The organism is Methanosarcina horonobensis HB-1 = JCM 15518 (genome assembly GCF_000970285.1).
Classification (GTDB): domain Archaea; phylum Halobacteriota; class Methanosarcinia; order Methanosarcinales; family Methanosarcinaceae; genus Methanosarcina; species Methanosarcina horonobensis.
The window spans coordinates 946,677-962,362 of the sequence record NZ_CP009516.1 but is presented as its reverse complement, the minus strand read 5'-3'; the positions used below and the strand labels follow the sequence as shown (position 1 = coordinate 962,362).

General features: G+C 42.1%; 18 protein-coding genes. 15 read left to right on the top strand and 3 right to left on the bottom strand.

Translation table 11 applies throughout. The features are described from left to right. Window positions 1-639: 639 nt before the first annotated feature. The 5 genes from uppS to MSHOH_RS04260 all read left to right on the top strand — a co-directional run bounded on the left by uppS (window position 640) and on the right by MSHOH_RS04260 (window position 5,738). Entirely contained in the window at window positions 640-1,578 is a 939-nt protein-coding gene (gene uppS, locus MSHOH_RS04280; RefSeq protein WP_239451206.1) for a polyprenyl diphosphate synthase, read from the top strand. 485 nt (window positions 1,579-2,063) lie between these two features. Further along, a complete protein-coding gene (locus tag MSHOH_RS04275) occupies window positions 2,064-4,163 on the top strand; it encodes a thioredoxin domain-containing protein (RefSeq protein WP_338037935.1) in 2,100 nt (699 codons plus the stop codon). A gap of 100 nt (window positions 4,164-4,263) precedes the next feature. Next, window positions 4,264-4,494, top strand: a complete 231-nt coding sequence (locus tag MSHOH_RS04270) for a cytochrome b5 domain-containing protein (RefSeq protein WP_048137646.1) — start codon at window positions 4,264-4,266, stop codon at window positions 4,492-4,494. Window positions 4,495-4,571: 77 nt separating this feature from the next. Beyond that, window positions 4,572-4,919, top strand: a complete 348-nt coding sequence (locus tag MSHOH_RS21915) for a pyridoxamine 5'-phosphate oxidase family protein (RefSeq protein ID WP_052730704.1) — start codon at window positions 4,572-4,574, stop codon at window positions 4,917-4,919. Between the two features lie 258 nt (window positions 4,920-5,177). Further along, window positions 5,178-5,738 (top strand): adenylate kinase family protein, encoded by a 561-nt coding sequence (locus tag MSHOH_RS04260; protein ID WP_048137645.1) that lies wholly within the window; start codon window positions 5,178-5,180, stop codon window positions 5,736-5,738. Between the two features lie 76 nt (window positions 5,739-5,814). On the opposite strand, the gene MSHOH_RS04255 is transcribed toward MSHOH_RS04260, so the two are convergent. From MSHOH_RS04255 to mer, 3 genes are all read right to left on the bottom strand, one after another. Further along, window positions 5,815-6,336: a nicotinamide-nucleotide adenylyltransferase gene (locus tag MSHOH_RS04255; protein WP_048137643.1), complete on the bottom strand. Its 522-nt coding sequence runs from the start codon at window positions 6,334-6,336 to the stop codon at window positions 5,815-5,817. A 73-nt stretch (window positions 6,337-6,409) separates the two neighbouring features. Then, entirely contained in the window at window positions 6,410-7,450 is a 1,041-nt protein-coding gene (fpoF, locus tag MSHOH_RS04250) for a F420H2 dehydrogenase subunit FpoF (RefSeq protein ID WP_048137642.1), read from the bottom strand. A gap of 100 nt (window positions 7,451-7,550) precedes the next feature. Next, on the bottom strand, window positions 7,551-8,537 hold the full coding sequence (gene mer, locus MSHOH_RS04245; protein ID WP_048137640.1) for a 5,10-methylenetetrahydromethanopterin reductase: 987 nt from the start codon (window positions 8,535-8,537) through the stop codon (window positions 7,551-7,553). A 719-nt stretch (window positions 8,538-9,256) separates the two neighbouring features. Between mer and MSHOH_RS04240 the strand changes: the two genes are divergently transcribed. From MSHOH_RS04240 to MSHOH_RS23400, 10 genes are all read left to right on the top strand, one after another. Next, window positions 9,257-9,382 carry a desulfoferrodoxin FeS4 iron-binding domain-containing protein gene (locus MSHOH_RS04240; protein WP_015411233.1) on the top strand — a complete coding sequence of 42 codons (126 nt, stop codon included), beginning with the start codon at window positions 9,257-9,259 and terminating at the stop codon, window positions 9,380-9,382. A gap of 105 nt (window positions 9,383-9,487) precedes the next feature. Next, window positions 9,488-9,718 carry a DUF2180 family protein gene (locus MSHOH_RS04235; RefSeq protein ID WP_048137638.1) on the top strand — a complete coding sequence of 77 codons (231 nt, stop codon included), beginning with the start codon at window positions 9,488-9,490 and terminating at the stop codon, window positions 9,716-9,718. Window positions 9,719-9,729: 11 nt separating this feature from the next. Continuing rightward, window positions 9,730-9,951 carry a DUF2180 family protein gene (locus MSHOH_RS04230; RefSeq protein WP_048137636.1) on the top strand — a complete coding sequence of 74 codons (222 nt, stop codon included), beginning with the start codon at window positions 9,730-9,732 and terminating at the stop codon, window positions 9,949-9,951. Between the two features lie 188 nt (window positions 9,952-10,139). Further along, window positions 10,140-10,487, top strand: coding sequence for a carboxymuconolactone decarboxylase family protein (locus MSHOH_RS04225; RefSeq protein WP_048137634.1), 348 nt, complete (start codon window positions 10,140-10,142; stop codon window positions 10,485-10,487). 185 nt (window positions 10,488-10,672) lie between these two features. Continuing rightward, entirely contained in the window at window positions 10,673-11,164 is a 492-nt protein-coding gene (locus MSHOH_RS04220; RefSeq protein ID WP_048137632.1) for a class II SORL domain-containing protein, read from the top strand. 51 nt (window positions 11,165-11,215) lie between these two features. After that, window positions 11,216-12,592 (top strand): multiheme c-type cytochrome, encoded by a 1,377-nt coding sequence (locus MSHOH_RS04215; protein WP_048137630.1) that lies wholly within the window; start codon window positions 11,216-11,218, stop codon window positions 12,590-12,592. A gap of 173 nt (window positions 12,593-12,765) precedes the next feature. Further along, complete coding sequence (locus tag MSHOH_RS04210) at window positions 12,766-13,455, top strand: flavodoxin family protein (protein WP_048137629.1); 690 nt, start codon at window positions 12,766-12,768, stop codon at window positions 13,453-13,455. Between the two features lie 109 nt (window positions 13,456-13,564). After that, on the top strand, window positions 13,565-14,209 hold the full coding sequence (afpA, locus tag MSHOH_RS04205; protein ID WP_048137627.1) for an archaeoflavoprotein AfpA: 645 nt from the start codon (window positions 13,565-13,567) through the stop codon (window positions 14,207-14,209). Window positions 14,210-14,253: 44 nt separating this feature from the next. After that, the gene (locus tag MSHOH_RS04200) at window positions 14,254-14,760 is read left to right on the top strand and encodes a ferritin-like domain-containing protein (protein WP_048137625.1); all 507 of its coding nucleotides are present in this window, start codon (window positions 14,254-14,256) and stop codon (window positions 14,758-14,760) included. A gap of 448 nt (window positions 14,761-15,208) precedes the next feature. Further along, a complete protein-coding gene (locus MSHOH_RS23400; protein WP_158024040.1) occupies window positions 15,209-15,352 on the top strand; it encodes a hypothetical protein in 144 nt (47 codons plus the stop codon). The last annotated feature ends 334 nt before the right edge of the window (window positions 15,353-15,686 follow it).

Genomic DNA, 15,686 nt, shown 5'->3' with positions numbered 1-15,686 from the left:
TCTCCTGTTCGATTCTGTTTGTTTAACAGATGAAAGATAGCAAATTAATAAATTACAGGTTTAGAAGCTCTATAAAAAAATTCTTTTTTCTGAAGATGAAAAACAGATATATCGAAGACGAGCATTCCATTAAAAATAGGTATCATTAATGCTTAACTGTTCCTTGGATTTGATAGCCTGGTGTTGCGTCAATCTTCAAAGATTGAATGATTTTGAATATCCGTAATCGATTTTATACGACATATTATTACTGACGCGACACTAGTCTCTAGCCCTATCATACAGGAGTGCCAGCACAATTATCTCAAAAAAATATAAAAATCGTTTTTATACTTAGTTGCGATTCCTATTAATAGATCAAATAGCTTTTCTATTCACATATACTTATTATATATAAACGCACAAAATAGAGTAACACTATCTCAGTTAATTTGGATTATCGTGAAGGAAAATATAAAGTTAAAAATTAGTAAATAAATGTAGTTGATTAAAACTCTCGGTGAAAAAAATTAACTTTTTAAATCTAAGGAAAATTGAACTCCATACCGCAAAAAATGTATACGAACATTTCTGTTACCTATAATATTCCTTCTACCTATTATACTGCCAGGGGGAAAACAGATAGTTAGCCTAAAGATGATGCCGTGGAATAAAGGAGCCTTCCGGGCAGGGCTTCGTTTCATAAAAAACTGGACTTTCAGCGAGTTCTACCATAAATATGAGCAGATGCTTGAAAAAGAGATTCTGAGTTCTGAAATCCCTGAACATATAGCTGTAATTATGGATGGAAACCGCAGATTTGCCGGCCAACTGGGAAGAGCTAGAAGTTTTGGACACGCTATGGGAGCGGAAGTTACTGAGCAGGTTATTGAGTGGTGCTATGAGATAGGAGTAAAACAGCTCACTCTCTATGCCTTTTCCACGGAAAATTTCCAGCGTTCGGAAGAAGAGGTTGATGGGCTCTTTAACCTGATTAATGAGAAATTTCTGAAGCTTTATACCGATAATAGAACCTATGATAAAGAGATGCAAGTCAGGGTTATAGGGGACAGAACAAAGTTACCGGATTTCCTTAAAGATTCCATTGATATGATTGAAAAAGCTACCGAACAACACAGAAAATACAATCTGAACGTGGCTATTGCTTATGGAGGAAGACAGGATATAATGCAGGCTGTAAGGGATATTGCAGTCTGCGTGTCCAGCGGAAGACTTTCTCTTGAGGATGTTAACGAAAACCTGATTTCAAAACACCTCTACCCTGCTCCGGGAGTCTCCGTCCCGAATGTAGATCTGATTATCCGCACGGGAGGAGATGAAAGAGTATCCAATTTCCTGCCATGGCAGGCTAACGGTAGCGAGTGTGCAACTTATTTCTGCGCTCCTTTCTGGCCCGAGTTTAGAAAAATCGACCTTCTTCGTTCAGTCAGAGTATATCAGGCGCGAAAAGAAGAAAAAAAGCGCGAGCACTCATACCGTGTCTCAAAAATTATAAATTTCCTTGGAGTAGGAAAACACGGGGAAAAGAACGAAGAACTGGGGCAGCTTCTACCGTTAAAAAACCGGGAAGTGTCCTGAGGCATTTAAAAATTGTAGAAAAGAGTACCTGAATATTATTAGCAATTAATCTCAGTGTTAACCTGTAATCTTTACATTCAAGTATAAATTCTTTTTTCGTACTGTACAGATTCCATACTTTTTCTTTTTTAAATTGCCCTTCTAACCGGCATTCTGCAAGAAAAATAGCTCCGAAATCACCGTTATATTAATATTCAGGGGAGGACTATGTTAACTGGGGAAAGTTGGCTATATCTGATTTTTCAGTTCCTGGAATCATCAGCATCTTTGAGGACTTATTGCAAGCCCAAGAAAGTAAAAATGTCCAGAAATGTGATCAAGTCTATCCGACAAGATTGCCCAGTAGGGATAAAATATCTCGTAATTACTTATTTGGTTGAGAGGAGCTATTATGGATACTTTTAAAGAATTTAATCCTTATTCGTGTGGAGAATACATTTTAGGGTTCGAAAGGCGGATTTGTATCTTGAAGAAAAGCAGGGGGGATAATACTGGGAAAAGAACAAAGAAAACCTAACCGCCTGATTAATGAAAAAAGTCCTTATCTTCTACAGCATGCCTATAATCCTGTGGACTGGTACTCATGGGGAAAAGAGGCTTTCGAAAAAGCCAGAACAGAAAATAAGCCTGTTTTTCTCTCAATCGGATACTCTACCTGCCACTGGTGTCATGTGATGGCACATGAATCTTTTGAGGACGAAGAAGTTGCAGAGCTCATGAACGATGCTTTTGTTTCCATAAAAGTCGACAGGGAGGAACGGCCTGATATTGATAACATTTACATGACTGTCTGCCAGATCATCCTCGGGAGAGGGGGATGGCCTCTCAATATCATAATGACTCCGGGAAAGAAGCCGTTTTTTGCAGGCACCTACATACCTAAAAAATCCCGTTTCAATCAGACCGGAATGCTGGAACTGGTTCCCAGGATAAAAGAAATCTGGAACCAGCAGTATGAAGATGTGCTTGATTCGGCTGAAAAGATTACATCTACTATCCAGAACATGATTGCAGAGTCTGCAGGGGAGGGGCTCGGGGAAGAGATAATCGAGGAAGCCTACGATGAAATGCTTAATTCGTTTGATGCTGAATACGGAGGTTTTGAAGGAGCTCCAAAGTTCCCGACCCCACATAAGATTTCCTTTTTGCTCCGTTACTGGAGGCGCAGCGGAAACCCTGAAGCGCTTCATATGGTGGAACATACCCTTGATAATATGCGCAGCGGAGGAATCTATGACCATCTTGGCTCGGGTTTCCACCGTTATTCTACGGACAATATGTGGCTTCTGCCTCACTTCGAGAAAATGTTATATGACCAGGCCCTTACCGCAGTTGCATATACAGAAGCCTATCAGGTTACAGGAAAAGACCTGTATAAAGAAACAGCAGAAGGAATCCTTGACTATGTGCTAAGAGACCTGACAGCACCGGAAGGTGGGTTTTACTGTGGCGAGGATGCAGATGTTGAAGGAGAAGAAGGAAAATACTATCTGTGGACAATTGAAGAAGTAAGGAGTATCCTTGGTCCTGAAGATTCCGAACTGATTATTAAAATGTTCAATTTGAGAGAGGGAGGAAACTTTGAAGAAGAAATAAGGGGCAGGAAAACCGGAACAAATCTCTTCTATATGGTCCATTCTCCGGGGTCTCTTGCAGCCGAACTTAAAATTCCCGTAGAAGAAGTTAAAAAGCGGGTGAAGGCTGCCAGAGAGAAACTCCTTAAAGCCAGGTATGAGCGCAAAAGGCCTTCAATGGATGATAAAATCCTTACAGATTGGAACGGGCTTATGATTGCAGCCTTTGCAAAGGGCTTTCAGGTTTTCGGAGAGCAGAAGTATCTGGAAGCCGCAGAAAAAGCTGCGAATTTTATCATTGAAACCCTTTACAATCCCGAAAGCAGGCTGCTTCACCGCTACAGGGAAGGAGCTGCAGGAATCTCAGGAACTTCCGATGATTATGCCTTCCTGATACACGGGCTCCTGGAGCTTTATGAGGCAGGATTCGAACTGCGCTACCTCAAAGCTGCAATTTCCCTGAACAAAGAACTGCTCGAACATTTCTGGGACCCTGTTAATGGCGGACTCTACTTTACAGCCAACGACAGCGAGGCTCTTATCTTCAGAAAAAAGGAGTTCACAGATTCAGCGATACCATCCGGAAACTCAATTGAAATGTTGAACCTTCTGCGTCTCTCCAGGATAATTGCAGACCCTGAGCTCGAAGAAACTGCTGACAGACTCGAACGCGCATTTTCAAAGCTGATCATAAAAGCGCCTTCCGGATATACCCAGTTTCTGTCTGCCCTTGATTTCAGGCTTGGGCCTTCATATGAGGTAATTATTTCAGGAAAGCCCGGAGCTTTTGACACAGAACGTATGCTGGAAGAGATCTGGAATTATTTCGTGCCCAATAAGGTGCTGATTTTCAGGCCAGAAGGAGAAAATCCCGAAATTACTGACCTGGCAAAATACACAAAAGAACAGCTTCCTGTCGAAGGAAAAGCAACTGCATATGTCTGCCAAGATTATGAGTGTCAGCTCCCTACAACCGAAACCAGAGAGATGTTAAAGCTGCTTAATGTTTGAGGGTGCTCAGGCTGAGCAGACCGCAGAAACATTGTAAAAGCCAGATTATTATATTGTAAATTTATTATATTGTGAATGAAAGAAATGGAGGATATGGAAAATGAAAGAGTTTACACTTGAAGAACTTTCAGAGTATAACGGTAAGAATGGCAAGATTTACATTGTATATGATGGCCAGGTATACGATGTATCAGAGAGTTATATGTGGGAAGACGGCACTCATCAGGGACTTCATGACTCCGGCCGGGACCTTACGCAAGAAATGGATGAAGCACCTCACGGTCCGGAAATATTTAAAGACTTTCCCGTTATCGGAACTTTGAAGAAATAAAATAAATTTATGCCAGTGATTTAAAGGTTTCAGGAAGAAGCAGGAAACAACAAATAACGGGAGTTGTAGTATGAAAGATGAGATTGCATCTGCAATTCTCAAGGACCGGAAGAAAACGAAGAGGAAACCCCTGTAAAGAAGATAGGGCTCGAAGAAAAAAATTGCTTGAGCAGCTTAAAGAGTTTTTTGAATCACAGCCCTTTGCCGTCCTGGCGACTCAAAACGGAACAGCACCTTACGCGAGCATTGTTGCCTTCGCCTCGGATGAGAAGCTTAAATATATTCTTTTTTCTACTACGAAAGCAACCAGGAAATACTCAAATCTGTCATCCGTACCTTACGGACTTTTTGCACTCTCCCACAACGGTTTTTCTGAAAATCCGCGTGGAAAAATATATTGTTACCCGGTTCCAGCACGTTGTTGAAGTTTCTGTTTAATGTATTTTCGGCCTGATATTTTTATAATCAGGCACTTTTTCTGTTTCACAGGAAGTGGTATGACATTTACCGGGAGGAGTTCATACCCTTTGCTCACGTAGCCCGTCTTTTTGGAAAAGTGTATAATGAAACCGTTAACCCCGAAGACCCTTATGAATTTGCAGACCTCCTTTCAAGGACTGAAATTCTAATCCCGGCTTAATCGGGATTAAGTATAACTGCGATAAAACCTTATCTTCTTCTCCATGCTCATAGGACTCACAGGTACTCCCGGGACGGGAAAAACTTCAGTTAGCAGGCTCCTTGAAAAACGCAGAGGATGGAAGGTAATCTATCTAAACGACCTGATAAAAGAAGAACACCTCTACACAGAAATTGATGAAGAAAGGAATGCAGTAGTTGCGGATATAGAGCTTATCCGAAGCCGCCTTACTGGAATAATTAATGAAATGGAAAAAGAGTCAACAAACGGGATAGTAATTCTGGAAAGCCATCTTGCTCACCACATAACAGACATCGCAATTGTTCTCAGGGCTTACCCTCCCGAGCTGAAAAAAAGGCTTGAAATGCGCGGATATTCTGAAGAAAAAATTAAAGAAAATGCAGAAGCCGAAGCAATAGATTTGATCCTGGCGGAAGCTTTTGAATGGTGTGACAGAGTTTATGAAGTAAATACGACTGGCAGGACTGCAGAAGAGACTGCTGGAGATGTGGAAAGAATTATAGACCACCTTCTTAGCGGAAAAGAAGAAGAACTGCAGGAATACACACCAGGCTCCCTTGACTGGATTGATTCGGTGCCGTGAAGTTTGGTGTTCTGAAAGAAAGTGTTGCTAAAAAGCTGATAAAAGAGAAACTAAAAAAATCATTGTTTAAAAAGAATTACAAAGAAAAGTTGCTATCACTTGTAGAAACATTCCTGAGCCGGGTTACTCCGTCAAAGCCTTTTATTGCTTCCACAACCGGTTTCGGAACAAGATGCTCCCACTTTTCTCCTTCAATCATCCTTCTTCTGATTTCAGTACCAGAATATCTTTCTCTGATATAAAGGGGAGATTCCTTAACGCAAAATCCGGCTTCCCGGAAAAGTTGAATGACAAGAGGATTGTTCGAGTACACCACGTCAAAGCGAGGAGTTCTGGATACGACGTGGTGAACCCAGATAGAGTTATACCTGACATCTTCGATAGGAAGGACGTAATGACGGATAGGAAGGTGCTCAAGCGCATTATAGAGCATAAGAACCCTTTCCCCTGCAGTAAACGGGTCGGTGGCTTCATGGCTTTTCTGGGCACTTCCTATGCCTATGACCAGTTCATCCACCTCTTCTGCAATCCGCGTAATTACGGCATGGTGTCCGAAGTGATACGGCTGGAAACGTCCTATATAAAAAGCTCGTGTCATTCGGATCCAACCTCGAATATGTACCGGGTTCCTCTTTCGAATTGAGTTTCAAATTTTAAATGAATTTCTGATTTCAGATCGTTTCATTGCGGATCCCGGTCTCAAAGCTGAATTCCTTGCAGACTTCCAGGAAGTGTTCCGCATTGTTCTTGCGCTTCATTTCGATAAGCTTTCCGACAAGTTCGAGACCCGGTTTGGGGTCTTCCATAATCTCCATCTCATCACGGACCTTATCGAAATACTTTTCCCCGATTTCAGTCCTTATGAAAACAGAGTTCCATCCGTCAGGAGCTCCGACCGAGCCTACAGAGATATCGGCAAAGACAGAGGTATAGTCACAGCAGTGATGGCAGGGGTTTCTTGCATATTTTGCAACATCCTTGATCGGCACAGAGTGGACTTCTCCATCCTTTGTGTAGACCCAGAATTTACCTTTTGTGAATTCCATCTTCAAGATGTCCTGGACATTGACCTTCATAATCTCGGGAATAATCTTATGAAGCATTACCTCATGGTGGAAACTTTCCATGCAGAGCAGGCCGATAATGAGCACAATCTTTTCGTTTACGTTCTCCCGGATCAGCCTTGAAGCATGGGCCTGGCAGGGTACCCCGACAACTGCAATTCGGTCGTACTTTTCGAAGGCTTCTCTGAGAGCTGCTACTACGGGGTCAGAGGTATATTTTGTCCCTCTTGTCCTTTCAACGTCTTCTGCACTTGTCAGAAGAACGACTTCAGGCTCCCAGTTCTCGTTTCGGGTAATCCCTACAGCACAGTCGATTTCACCCTTCTTGAAAAGAGTTTTGAGAATCCCGCTTGTTACGCCTCCGTCCTGGCTGCCGATGTTGTCTTTGGATTTTGCGGCAAAGAACGTGCGGACATTTGAAAGCTCGTCTCCGATGAAACCGTCAACTACAGGACAGATCCTGCTACAGGTTAAGCAACCTTCACAGACCTGGTATCCAGCTCCTTTTACATACAGGCTCAGATCGTTCGGATCTCGAATTTCTGCCGCCTTCTTTACGGAAACAGCCCCAATGGGACATACGGCCTCGCATGCCCCACAGGCTGCGCATACGTCATGTTCAATGACTTCTGCAATCTTTGGTGGCAATCAGTTACCTCCAATGCCTCGATAAGCTTGCCTTACTGGCAAGGTTTTTTTAAAAGTATAACGGAATAAATTAAAAAAATTATTGCAGGATGTAATGAAATTACATCTTTGCAATGATCTCTTTACCTATAAGCTTTATTGCTTTTTCTTTGTCAGGACCGATAGGGGATCCGGCGACAATCTGGGTTACTCCAATTGCCTCAAGGTCTTTAATTCTCTTCATGCAGTCCTCTGGAGTTCCGCAGATTGCAAAGGCTTCGATCATCTGGTGGGTAACAAGTCCGCCCATGAGAGCTCCGAAGTCTCCCTTGGCAATAGCTTCACCGATCTGCTTCTTGGCGTCGACTGGAATGCCGTGCCTTTCAAGGACAAGGTCAGGAGAACCTGCAACAATAAAGGCGACGACTACTTTTGCAGCATTAACAGCTTTTGCGGGATCTTTGTCAATTGAGAAACAGGCATATGCAGTGACATCGACTTCACTTGGGTCACGGCCTGCTTTTTCGGCACCCTTGCGGATCTGTTCCACAGCGACTTCAAAGTCCTTCGGGTGGGAAGCATTGATCAGAACACCATCTGCAATTTCACCGGCAAGCTCGAGCATCTTGGGACCCTGGGCACCCATGTAAATGGGGACCTTTCCGGCGTTGAAAGCAAGCTTTGCACCTGCGAACTTAACCATTTCGCCGTCCATGGAGACTTTTTTGCCGTCAATGAAACCTCTGATTGCCTGGATTGCTTCTTTGGTGGTTGCAAGAGGCTTTTCCCAGGCAATACCCATGGCATCGAAAGTTGCCTTGTCTCCGGGACCGAGCCCGAGGACTGCCCTGCCGCCTGAAATTTCAGCAATGGAGGCAATGCTTGATGCTGTAATTGCAGGGTTCCTGGTATAGGAGTTTGTGACACCGGAGCCGATCTTGATGCTGTTGGTGTTCAGAGCGAGAACGGTAAGAGTGGAATATACGTCACGGTTGTTGTAATGGTCAGTGATCCAGACGTAGTCGAATCCCTGCTGTTCTGAGAGCTTTGCGTAATATGCGATCTTTAAGGCAGGATCGCTCGGCACAAATTCGATTCCGAACTTCATCTTTGATTACTCCTTTAACTACTGATTAAGGCTAGATGGGTCCATTTTTATCCCATATAAAAATATAGAGTTCAAATTATAATTAACATCCATTATAGTAGATGTTAATTACAACCTCTAACTAGAATTCACATAACAGTATTTAAGAATCTATATATAATTAACTGTATTAAATGAAATGTATATAAAAGGACTGATAAAACAATTCCTTAGACAGTCCTTACAGCGAAGACCTGCTCAAGGCATGACCCATTCAAAAGAAATAATCAAACCTTATAAATCTTATCCAGAATGAGGTGTTTCCCAGGTCATATTTCAAACGAGAACGATAAGAGACCGGAATAAAAATAATTAGCTAATTTTAGAGGGAGTTTTTCTGCCGGGGTCAGGAAAAGATTTATATTGTAAAAATGTGGAGCATCGAAATCTATAAAATATTTCATGACCAGTAATTGATAAATATTGGGTTTGCTACCAGTGAAAAGAGGAAAAGGAAAATCCTGAAAACCCTGATATAGTGTATGAAAAAAATAAGACAGATTTGAATAGAATGGGAAAATTTATGTTACTTTTTTAAAAATCCTTAAAATTATATACAAAGAATGGTTAATAAGTATGGATGTTGTGAAACTCGGAGCCTGCTCCGGGGATAAAAGGGCAAGGGGAAAGCCCATATCGAGTTTTAAGGAAATTGGAACTAAAAAGGAGGTGAACTGGCTGTGGGTGTATCCAAAAAAGGAGAAAAATACCTCTGCGAGATCTGCGGTAACGAAGTAACCGTAACAAAAGTAGGCGGTGGAACGCTTGTTTGCTGTGGAGAAGAAATGACCCTCATCGAAGAATAATGAAAAAGTCAGAGTTCTCATATAGATTAGTATGTGAGACCAGCTCTGAAAACGTTCGTATAAAACTCGAATAAGAACAAGGTTTTCTGATTTGGAGGGAAAGCAATGAAATGTTATGAATGTGCCCGAGAGGGTAAAAATACAGATGCCGTGGGAATTTGTATCGTATGTGGGAGAGGAGTTTGCAAAGAGCACCTTATCCGTGAGGAGACCCCTGCCTGGGAAGGCAGCTATCCTATTGAACTCAAGTCTGACCAGGAACACATCAAAAGAATTGTCTGTGTCCCCTGCCACGTAGCCCTGAAGGAAAACTGTCTGTTTGATGAAGTTTGTTGAGGTGGTCAAATATGCTGAAATGTTACGATTGCCTTGAAGATAACAAGGACAGCGAAGCTGTAGGTGTATGTATCGTCTGCGGGAAAGGTCTCTGTATGGAGCATATAAAACAGGTAGAGTTTCCCATGAAAGGGGGGTATCCACTGCCTCATGTGACACTTAAAAAAGAACTTCCCAGGATGATGTGCCGCGAGTGTATCGACGCTACTCTTGGAGAGGATATGTGCGTATAATTCCATGCTTGAATTATACGTTGAACTGTAGATGTCTTTCTTTATCCGATATGAGCAGCAGAAAGATAAAAGTCAGAACAGCTATAGAATGATGTTCTCTATCGCAGGCGACATGTATTAAATAGTTAGATCAAATAATAAACATAACAGTTAAAAAATAAAAATGAATAAGGAAAGGAGGCAAACAATTGACAGAGCATAAAGAAGTTGTGGAAAGTATAGGAAAAAAAATGGGATTCAAGCCCCATATCCTTGAAACTCTTGAAGGACTCGACCCTGAATTCCTTGGAAAGTACAGGCGCTGTGACGGAAAACTGCTATCAGATGGAGCGCTGCCCGCAAAGACAAAGATCCTCATGGCTCTTGCAGTTGTTGCATCCAAGCAGTGCGAAGCCTGTACTGTGGCTCAGATGAAAAGTGCCCTGAACCATGGAGTAACAAAAGAAGAAATTATGGAAACAATGGATGTTATCTTCATCACCTCAGGAGCTCCTGCTGTCGCTGCCTGTAGAGAAGCCCTGAAGCTGCTGAAATAAAGGAGCTCATAAAGTTATCCAGAATCGAAGCCTGTTAAACATTTGGCTGTATTCAACTATAAACATAGATGCAGAGAAAGAATAGTATGTATCCAGAGTCCAGATGGGAGGATACTGGGTACATACTCGAAACGCAGAAGGAATAAAAAGTTCGGAGTAAAAACAGATTGCAGGAGATTGGGATCGTGACTACTACTGGAACCGAAGAAAAAGTAAATAAACCGCTGGATCCGGCAAACCTTACAGAAGGAGAGAAAAAGCATATACCAGTTATCGAAGCTCCTGAAACGGTAACTGCAGGCGAGCCTTTTGAAGTTACCATCACGGTTGGCAGTATTCCTCATGTAATGGAAGAAAAACATTTCATAGAATGGATTGAGCTTTATCTTCATAACAAACTCATAGGAAGAAAAGAACTGTCTCCTTCCGGCGAAAAAGCAGCAAAAGTGACTTTCAGGATAGAAGCTGATGAGGCCCTGATAGCCATCAAAGAAATTGAAACATGCAGGGTTCGCGGAGTAAATATCTGCGGCAACTGCGGAGAAAAATCCGTGATTACAAACCTTCATGCAGTAGAGAAATGTAATGTCCATGGTGTCTGGGAATCGTACAGACAGATAGAGGTCATGTCCGGAGAGGAAAAAGAAGAAGGCAAAAAATGCGTATGGAAAGCTTGAAGACAGAAGAGTAACCGGGTGGGGAACTGACAAGTATCTGGGGGAGAGGTAGTGAAAAGATCGGGGCTTCTAAGTCTAATTATAACCGCTCTTTTTACGGGACTGATTCTGTTTATAGGAGCTGCGGAGCCGAGCGGGCCCGGAGATTTTAGATCTGACCAGTTTTTGAAATCCGGCATCTGTTCAAACTGCCATGGAAGCAGTTTTGGGGAATGGGATGGTTCCATGCATTCGAACGCAGACAGTGATTTCTTTTACCAGGCAACACTTCAGGAATATGGTGTAGCTGCAGAAGCGCAGGGGCTTTCTCCGGAATTTTGCTCCCGCTGTCATACCCCTGTAGGAGTGGTTTCAGCCGAAATTCCACCGCTTAACGGTTCTCACCTGAGCGAGGTTTCAAAAGAAGGTGTCCAGTGTGATTTCTGCCATTCAGTTGCCGAAAGCGAAGGAATAGGAAATGCTCCCTTTGTCCTTGAACCCGGAGATATAAAATGGGGAAATAGATCAGATGCAGAATCTTCTTCCCATGAAACAGAAGCGCATGAGTTTTATAACGACTCCGCATACTGCGGCATGTGCCACAACATTTACCATCCGGTAAATAATTTGACTCTCGGAGCTACATATACCGAATGGGAGGAAAGTTCGTACGCTGAAGAAGGGGTGAACTGCCAGGCCTGCCACATGACTCCCGGGATTGTAGGCTTCGAAGAAAACCCCGGAAAAGCTGCCTCAACGGGTCCTGAGAGGGAACACGTGTATACTCACCATTTTGTGGGTGCAAACGCTTTCGTAACAGATGTTATGGGCGAAAGCAGGCACGAAAAAAGGGCTATTGAGTACCTACAGCACGCTGCAGAGCTTGAGGTAACAGCTCCTGATTCGGCAGAACCGGAAGAGAATGTCAAAGTGGAAGTCAAAATCACAAATGTGGGAGCAGGTCACAGAATTCCAACCGGCGTCACCGAAGACAGAGAAATGTGGCTTGAACTTACAGTAAATGATTCCGAAGGCAGGATACTTTATCATTCAGGCGCTCTTGACAGCGAAGGAAAAATCGACCCTGAAACAACAGTATACCATACGGTTTTTGCAGATTCAGAGGGAAAGCCCACAGTTAAGTTATGGGAAGCAGAATCTATTCTTTCTGACAACAGGATAGGCCCGAAAGAATCCGTAATTGAGAATCTTTCATTCATAATGCCTGAAAATGCCTCGAATCCTATCAATACAAAGGCTGTTCTTCACTACAGATCTGCCCCTCAGAAGCATATTGACGAGCTTTTCGGAGAAAGAGCCTATACAGTACCTGTAATTGAAATGGCAACGTACCCTGAAGAAGAAAAAACCTCGACTCCGGGGTTTGGAACAATAGGGGCTATTATCGCCCTCTCTCTGGGTATTGCTTTCAGAAGACGTAAGAGGTAAAAAGAAAGGCAAAAAGAAGACAAAAGTGAAAAATCAGGGTTAAAACCGTTCAGGCATAAGATTATTGCCCTTAAAACAATATCATATAGGAATATTAAAACAGATGCTTGGATTCAAACAGACACCTGATTTGGCAGACTCTTAATTTGTATAAGAAATACAGGAGAGGGGACATGCAGGAGACCGAAACCAAACCGATAAGGATTCTGGGAGTATCGGGAAGTCCCAGGAACATGGCAACCAATTATCTGGTTCAGGAAGCCCTGAAAATTGCAAAGGAGAAGTATGGTGCAGAAACAGAATATTTTTCATCCAAAGGAAAAAAGTTAAACTTCTGCATCCACTGTGATTTCTGCATTAGAAAAAAAGAAGGATGTATTCATAAAGACGATATTTCGGCTGAGTTATACGATAAAATGATCTGGGCAGATGCCTGGATTATAGGCACTCCTGTCTATCAGGGGACCTTGAGTGCCCAGACGAAAACAATCATGGACCGCTGCAGAGCTGTCGTTGCAAAAGACCCTAAGGTCTTTTTGAACAAGGTTGGAATGGGGATCGCAGACGGAGGAGACAGGATAGGCGGGCAGGAGGCTGCTATCCAGACAATTCATACTTTTTACATAATTAATGAGATGATCCCTGTTGGAGGAGGTTCCTTCGGGGCAAACCTGGGAGGGACCTTCTGGTCAAAGGATAAGGGCGCGGAAGGAGTCTCAGAAGATTCGGAAGGCATGCGAAGCCTTAGAAGAACCCTTAAAAAGCTTATCCAGACAGCCCAGTTAGTGAAGAGAGCTACTTCCGTAGAGGAGCCTGAAGCTCAGAAACCGGAACTGCCGAAGGAAGGGGCAAGTAAGCAGTAAATCAGCAAGATTGGAATTGAGGCCAGAATTCAGAAATTCTATTAAAAGTAAGGTAATCACAATAATAAACCATTAACGATTGGATAAAAACTTCAAGGAGGGTGTTATTTTGGTAGAATCGTTAGGCAAACAAGTTAAACGCATAGCATGGGGAATTACAGGTTCTGGAGACCAGATGATTGAGACCTATAGCGTTCTGGTAGACATTAAGGAACGAACAGGTGTTGAAACAATGGTTTTCCTGTCCAAAGAGGGCGAAACCGTTATGAAATGGTATCACCTGTGGGACAAAATTCAGAACGATTTCCCGAACTTCAAAGTAGATGCAGGCCCCAATTCTCCTTTCATTGCAGGCCCACTGCAGATGGGATATTATGATTTCCTGCTCATAGCCCCTGCAACTGCAAATACGGTGGCAAAGATCGTGTACGGAATTGCAGATACTCTTGTCACGAATGCAGTTTCCCAGACAGCAAAAGGAAAAACGCCTATTTTCATCCTGCCTGTAGACCAGAAAAGGGGAACTGTAAAAACTGCCGCACCCAGCGGGAGAGCGTTTGAATTGAGTATGCGCGAAGTGGATGTTACGAACTCGGAAAAACTTGCGCAGATGGAAAATATAACCGTAATTGCCAGTCCCTATGACATTTATGATATATTCGGACTTGAACGGCCTTCTGAAGATATAACCCTGAAAGTTAAAGAACAAAAGAAACGTAAAGCTAAGAAAGAAACTGAGATTCAAAAGGATTAAAAATCAGAGAATTCTGAAAAAAGAAGTTATCGGGGGTAAAAGATATGAAAAGCGCATATCAGGATACAGTAGAAGAAGTAAAAAATCTAAAAGGAATTGAAGAAGCCATAGCTCTGGCAATAGAAAGGGAAAAAGAAGCAAGGGACTTTTACATGCAGCAGGCTGCCTTAATGGAAAACCCAAAATTTAAGGAACTTTATGAGCATCTTGCAGGCGAGGAAGTAAAGCATCTAGGTTATCTCGAAGGATATCGCGATAAGAAAGAACTGCCCACGATTAGTACGGAGGTCCCCAGTGGGCAGTCTTTCAGTCCTGAGTTCGATCCAGCCCGGACAAAAGGGGGAGAGATCACCCTTGGAGATGCAGGCATTCTTCTCGCAGCCATGAGGCATGAAAGAAAAAGTGAAGACTTTTATTCAGAGCTGGCAAAAAGAGCCGAAGACGAAAATCAGAGAAATTTCTTCCAGATGCTGTCAAAGTATGAAAGAGGTCACTATGAGATAATTGACAGCTACCTTGAAGATGTCACTCAGTTCCGCATGCAGACTTGAAAAATATATAGGTCTGTAAAAATAAGAAAAACAGAAAAAGAGAACTGGAGAAATGCGGAAAACTTGGAGAGTAACTTGCACCTGTTTCAAAAGGGTAATGACAAAACTCTCTACGACTTTTCGTTTATTTTTTTCTAAATACCTTTGAGCAGCGTAGACAAAAAATATTTTCCTTGCTGAAAAAAACTTTTTAGTTTTCGAATCGTTTTTAAATACCGCAATATAGGATTCCTCCACCAGTAATTCGGGAGTTAAAAATTTCTAGTTAATTTTGTTTTTTTGAAAACATTCTGTAGTTTCTCAGATGATTTTAGGAGATATTTTCAGGCGTAATAGCCACATAAATTTTGAAACCTACAGTCCCAGCACTCTGCCAAAAAATACTTTCACCCTACTTGGCTGAAATTAATAAATACAGAAGTAGTTTTTGGGAATAGAGGTGAATACAATGGAAGAGATATTCAAAGGACTTGTTGAACGTGCTCAGTACTATGAGCAGTTTGAAAGTTTCAGATATACAGACATTTCCGAAAAATTTGGGGATATATCGGGAATGAACCTGAAGATGAAAGTTTCAGTATCAAACGTGTAAGACTGTAAATGAATTAATAATTTTGAACAGTGTGTCTGGAACTACACATCAGGATAGTAAAAGCTGCAAAATCTCTAAACAGGCGGAATGTTGAGATTCACTTCTCAACAAAAAAATCATAAGAAAATGGAAAAAATAAAGAAAAAAATAGAAAAACTAAAGCATAACTAACAAATAAAACAGAGATAACAGACCGAAAAATTTACAAGACGAAATAAGGGAAAAACGTAAATTAGATTAAGAAGAAGTAAGGAGAAAAGCATAAAAATAAAAAGGGAGTGAGGGGAAAAAATCAAATTATTAACGAGCGTAGAAAAAGACAAAAATAAAATGG

What these genes read in the sequence shown, in the direction of transcription:
- MSHOH_RS04270 (WP_048137646.1), top strand. Translation starts at nt 4,264, where the DNA reads ATGAAAGAGTTTACACTTGAAGAACTTTCAGAGTATAACGGTAAGAAT.
- uppS (WP_239451206.1), top strand. Translation starts at nt 640, where the DNA reads ATGCCGTGGAATAAAGGAGCCTTCCGGGCAGGGCTTCGTTTCATAAAA.
- MSHOH_RS04230 (WP_048137636.1), top strand. Translation starts at nt 9,730, where the DNA reads ATGCTGAAATGTTACGATTGCCTTGAAGATAACAAGGACAGCGAAGCT.
- MSHOH_RS04235 (WP_048137638.1), top strand. Translation starts at nt 9,488, where the DNA reads ATGAAATGTTATGAATGTGCCCGAGAGGGTAAAAATACAGATGCCGTG.
- mer (WP_048137640.1), bottom strand. Translation starts at nt 8,537, where the DNA reads ATGAAGTTCGGAATCGAATTTGTGCCGAGCGATCCTGCCTTAAAGATC.
- MSHOH_RS04210 (WP_048137629.1), top strand. Translation starts at nt 12,766, where the DNA reads ATGCAGGAGACCGAAACCAAACCGATAAGGATTCTGGGAGTATCGGGA.
- MSHOH_RS21915 (WP_052730704.1), top strand. Translation starts at nt 4,572, where the DNA reads ATGAGATTGCATCTGCAATTCTCAAGGACCGGAAGAAAACGAAGAGGA.
- MSHOH_RS04200 (WP_048137625.1), top strand. Translation starts at nt 14,254, where the DNA reads ATGAAAAGCGCATATCAGGATACAGTAGAAGAAGTAAAAAATCTAAAA.
- MSHOH_RS04255 (WP_048137643.1), bottom strand. Translation starts at nt 6,336, where the DNA reads ATGACACGAGCTTTTTATATAGGACGTTTCCAGCCGTATCACTTCGGA.
- MSHOH_RS23400 (WP_158024040.1), top strand. Translation starts at nt 15,209, where the DNA reads ATGGAAGAGATATTCAAAGGACTTGTTGAACGTGCTCAGTACTATGAG.
- MSHOH_RS04260 (WP_048137645.1), top strand. Translation starts at nt 5,178, where the DNA reads ATGCTCATAGGACTCACAGGTACTCCCGGGACGGGAAAAACTTCAGTT.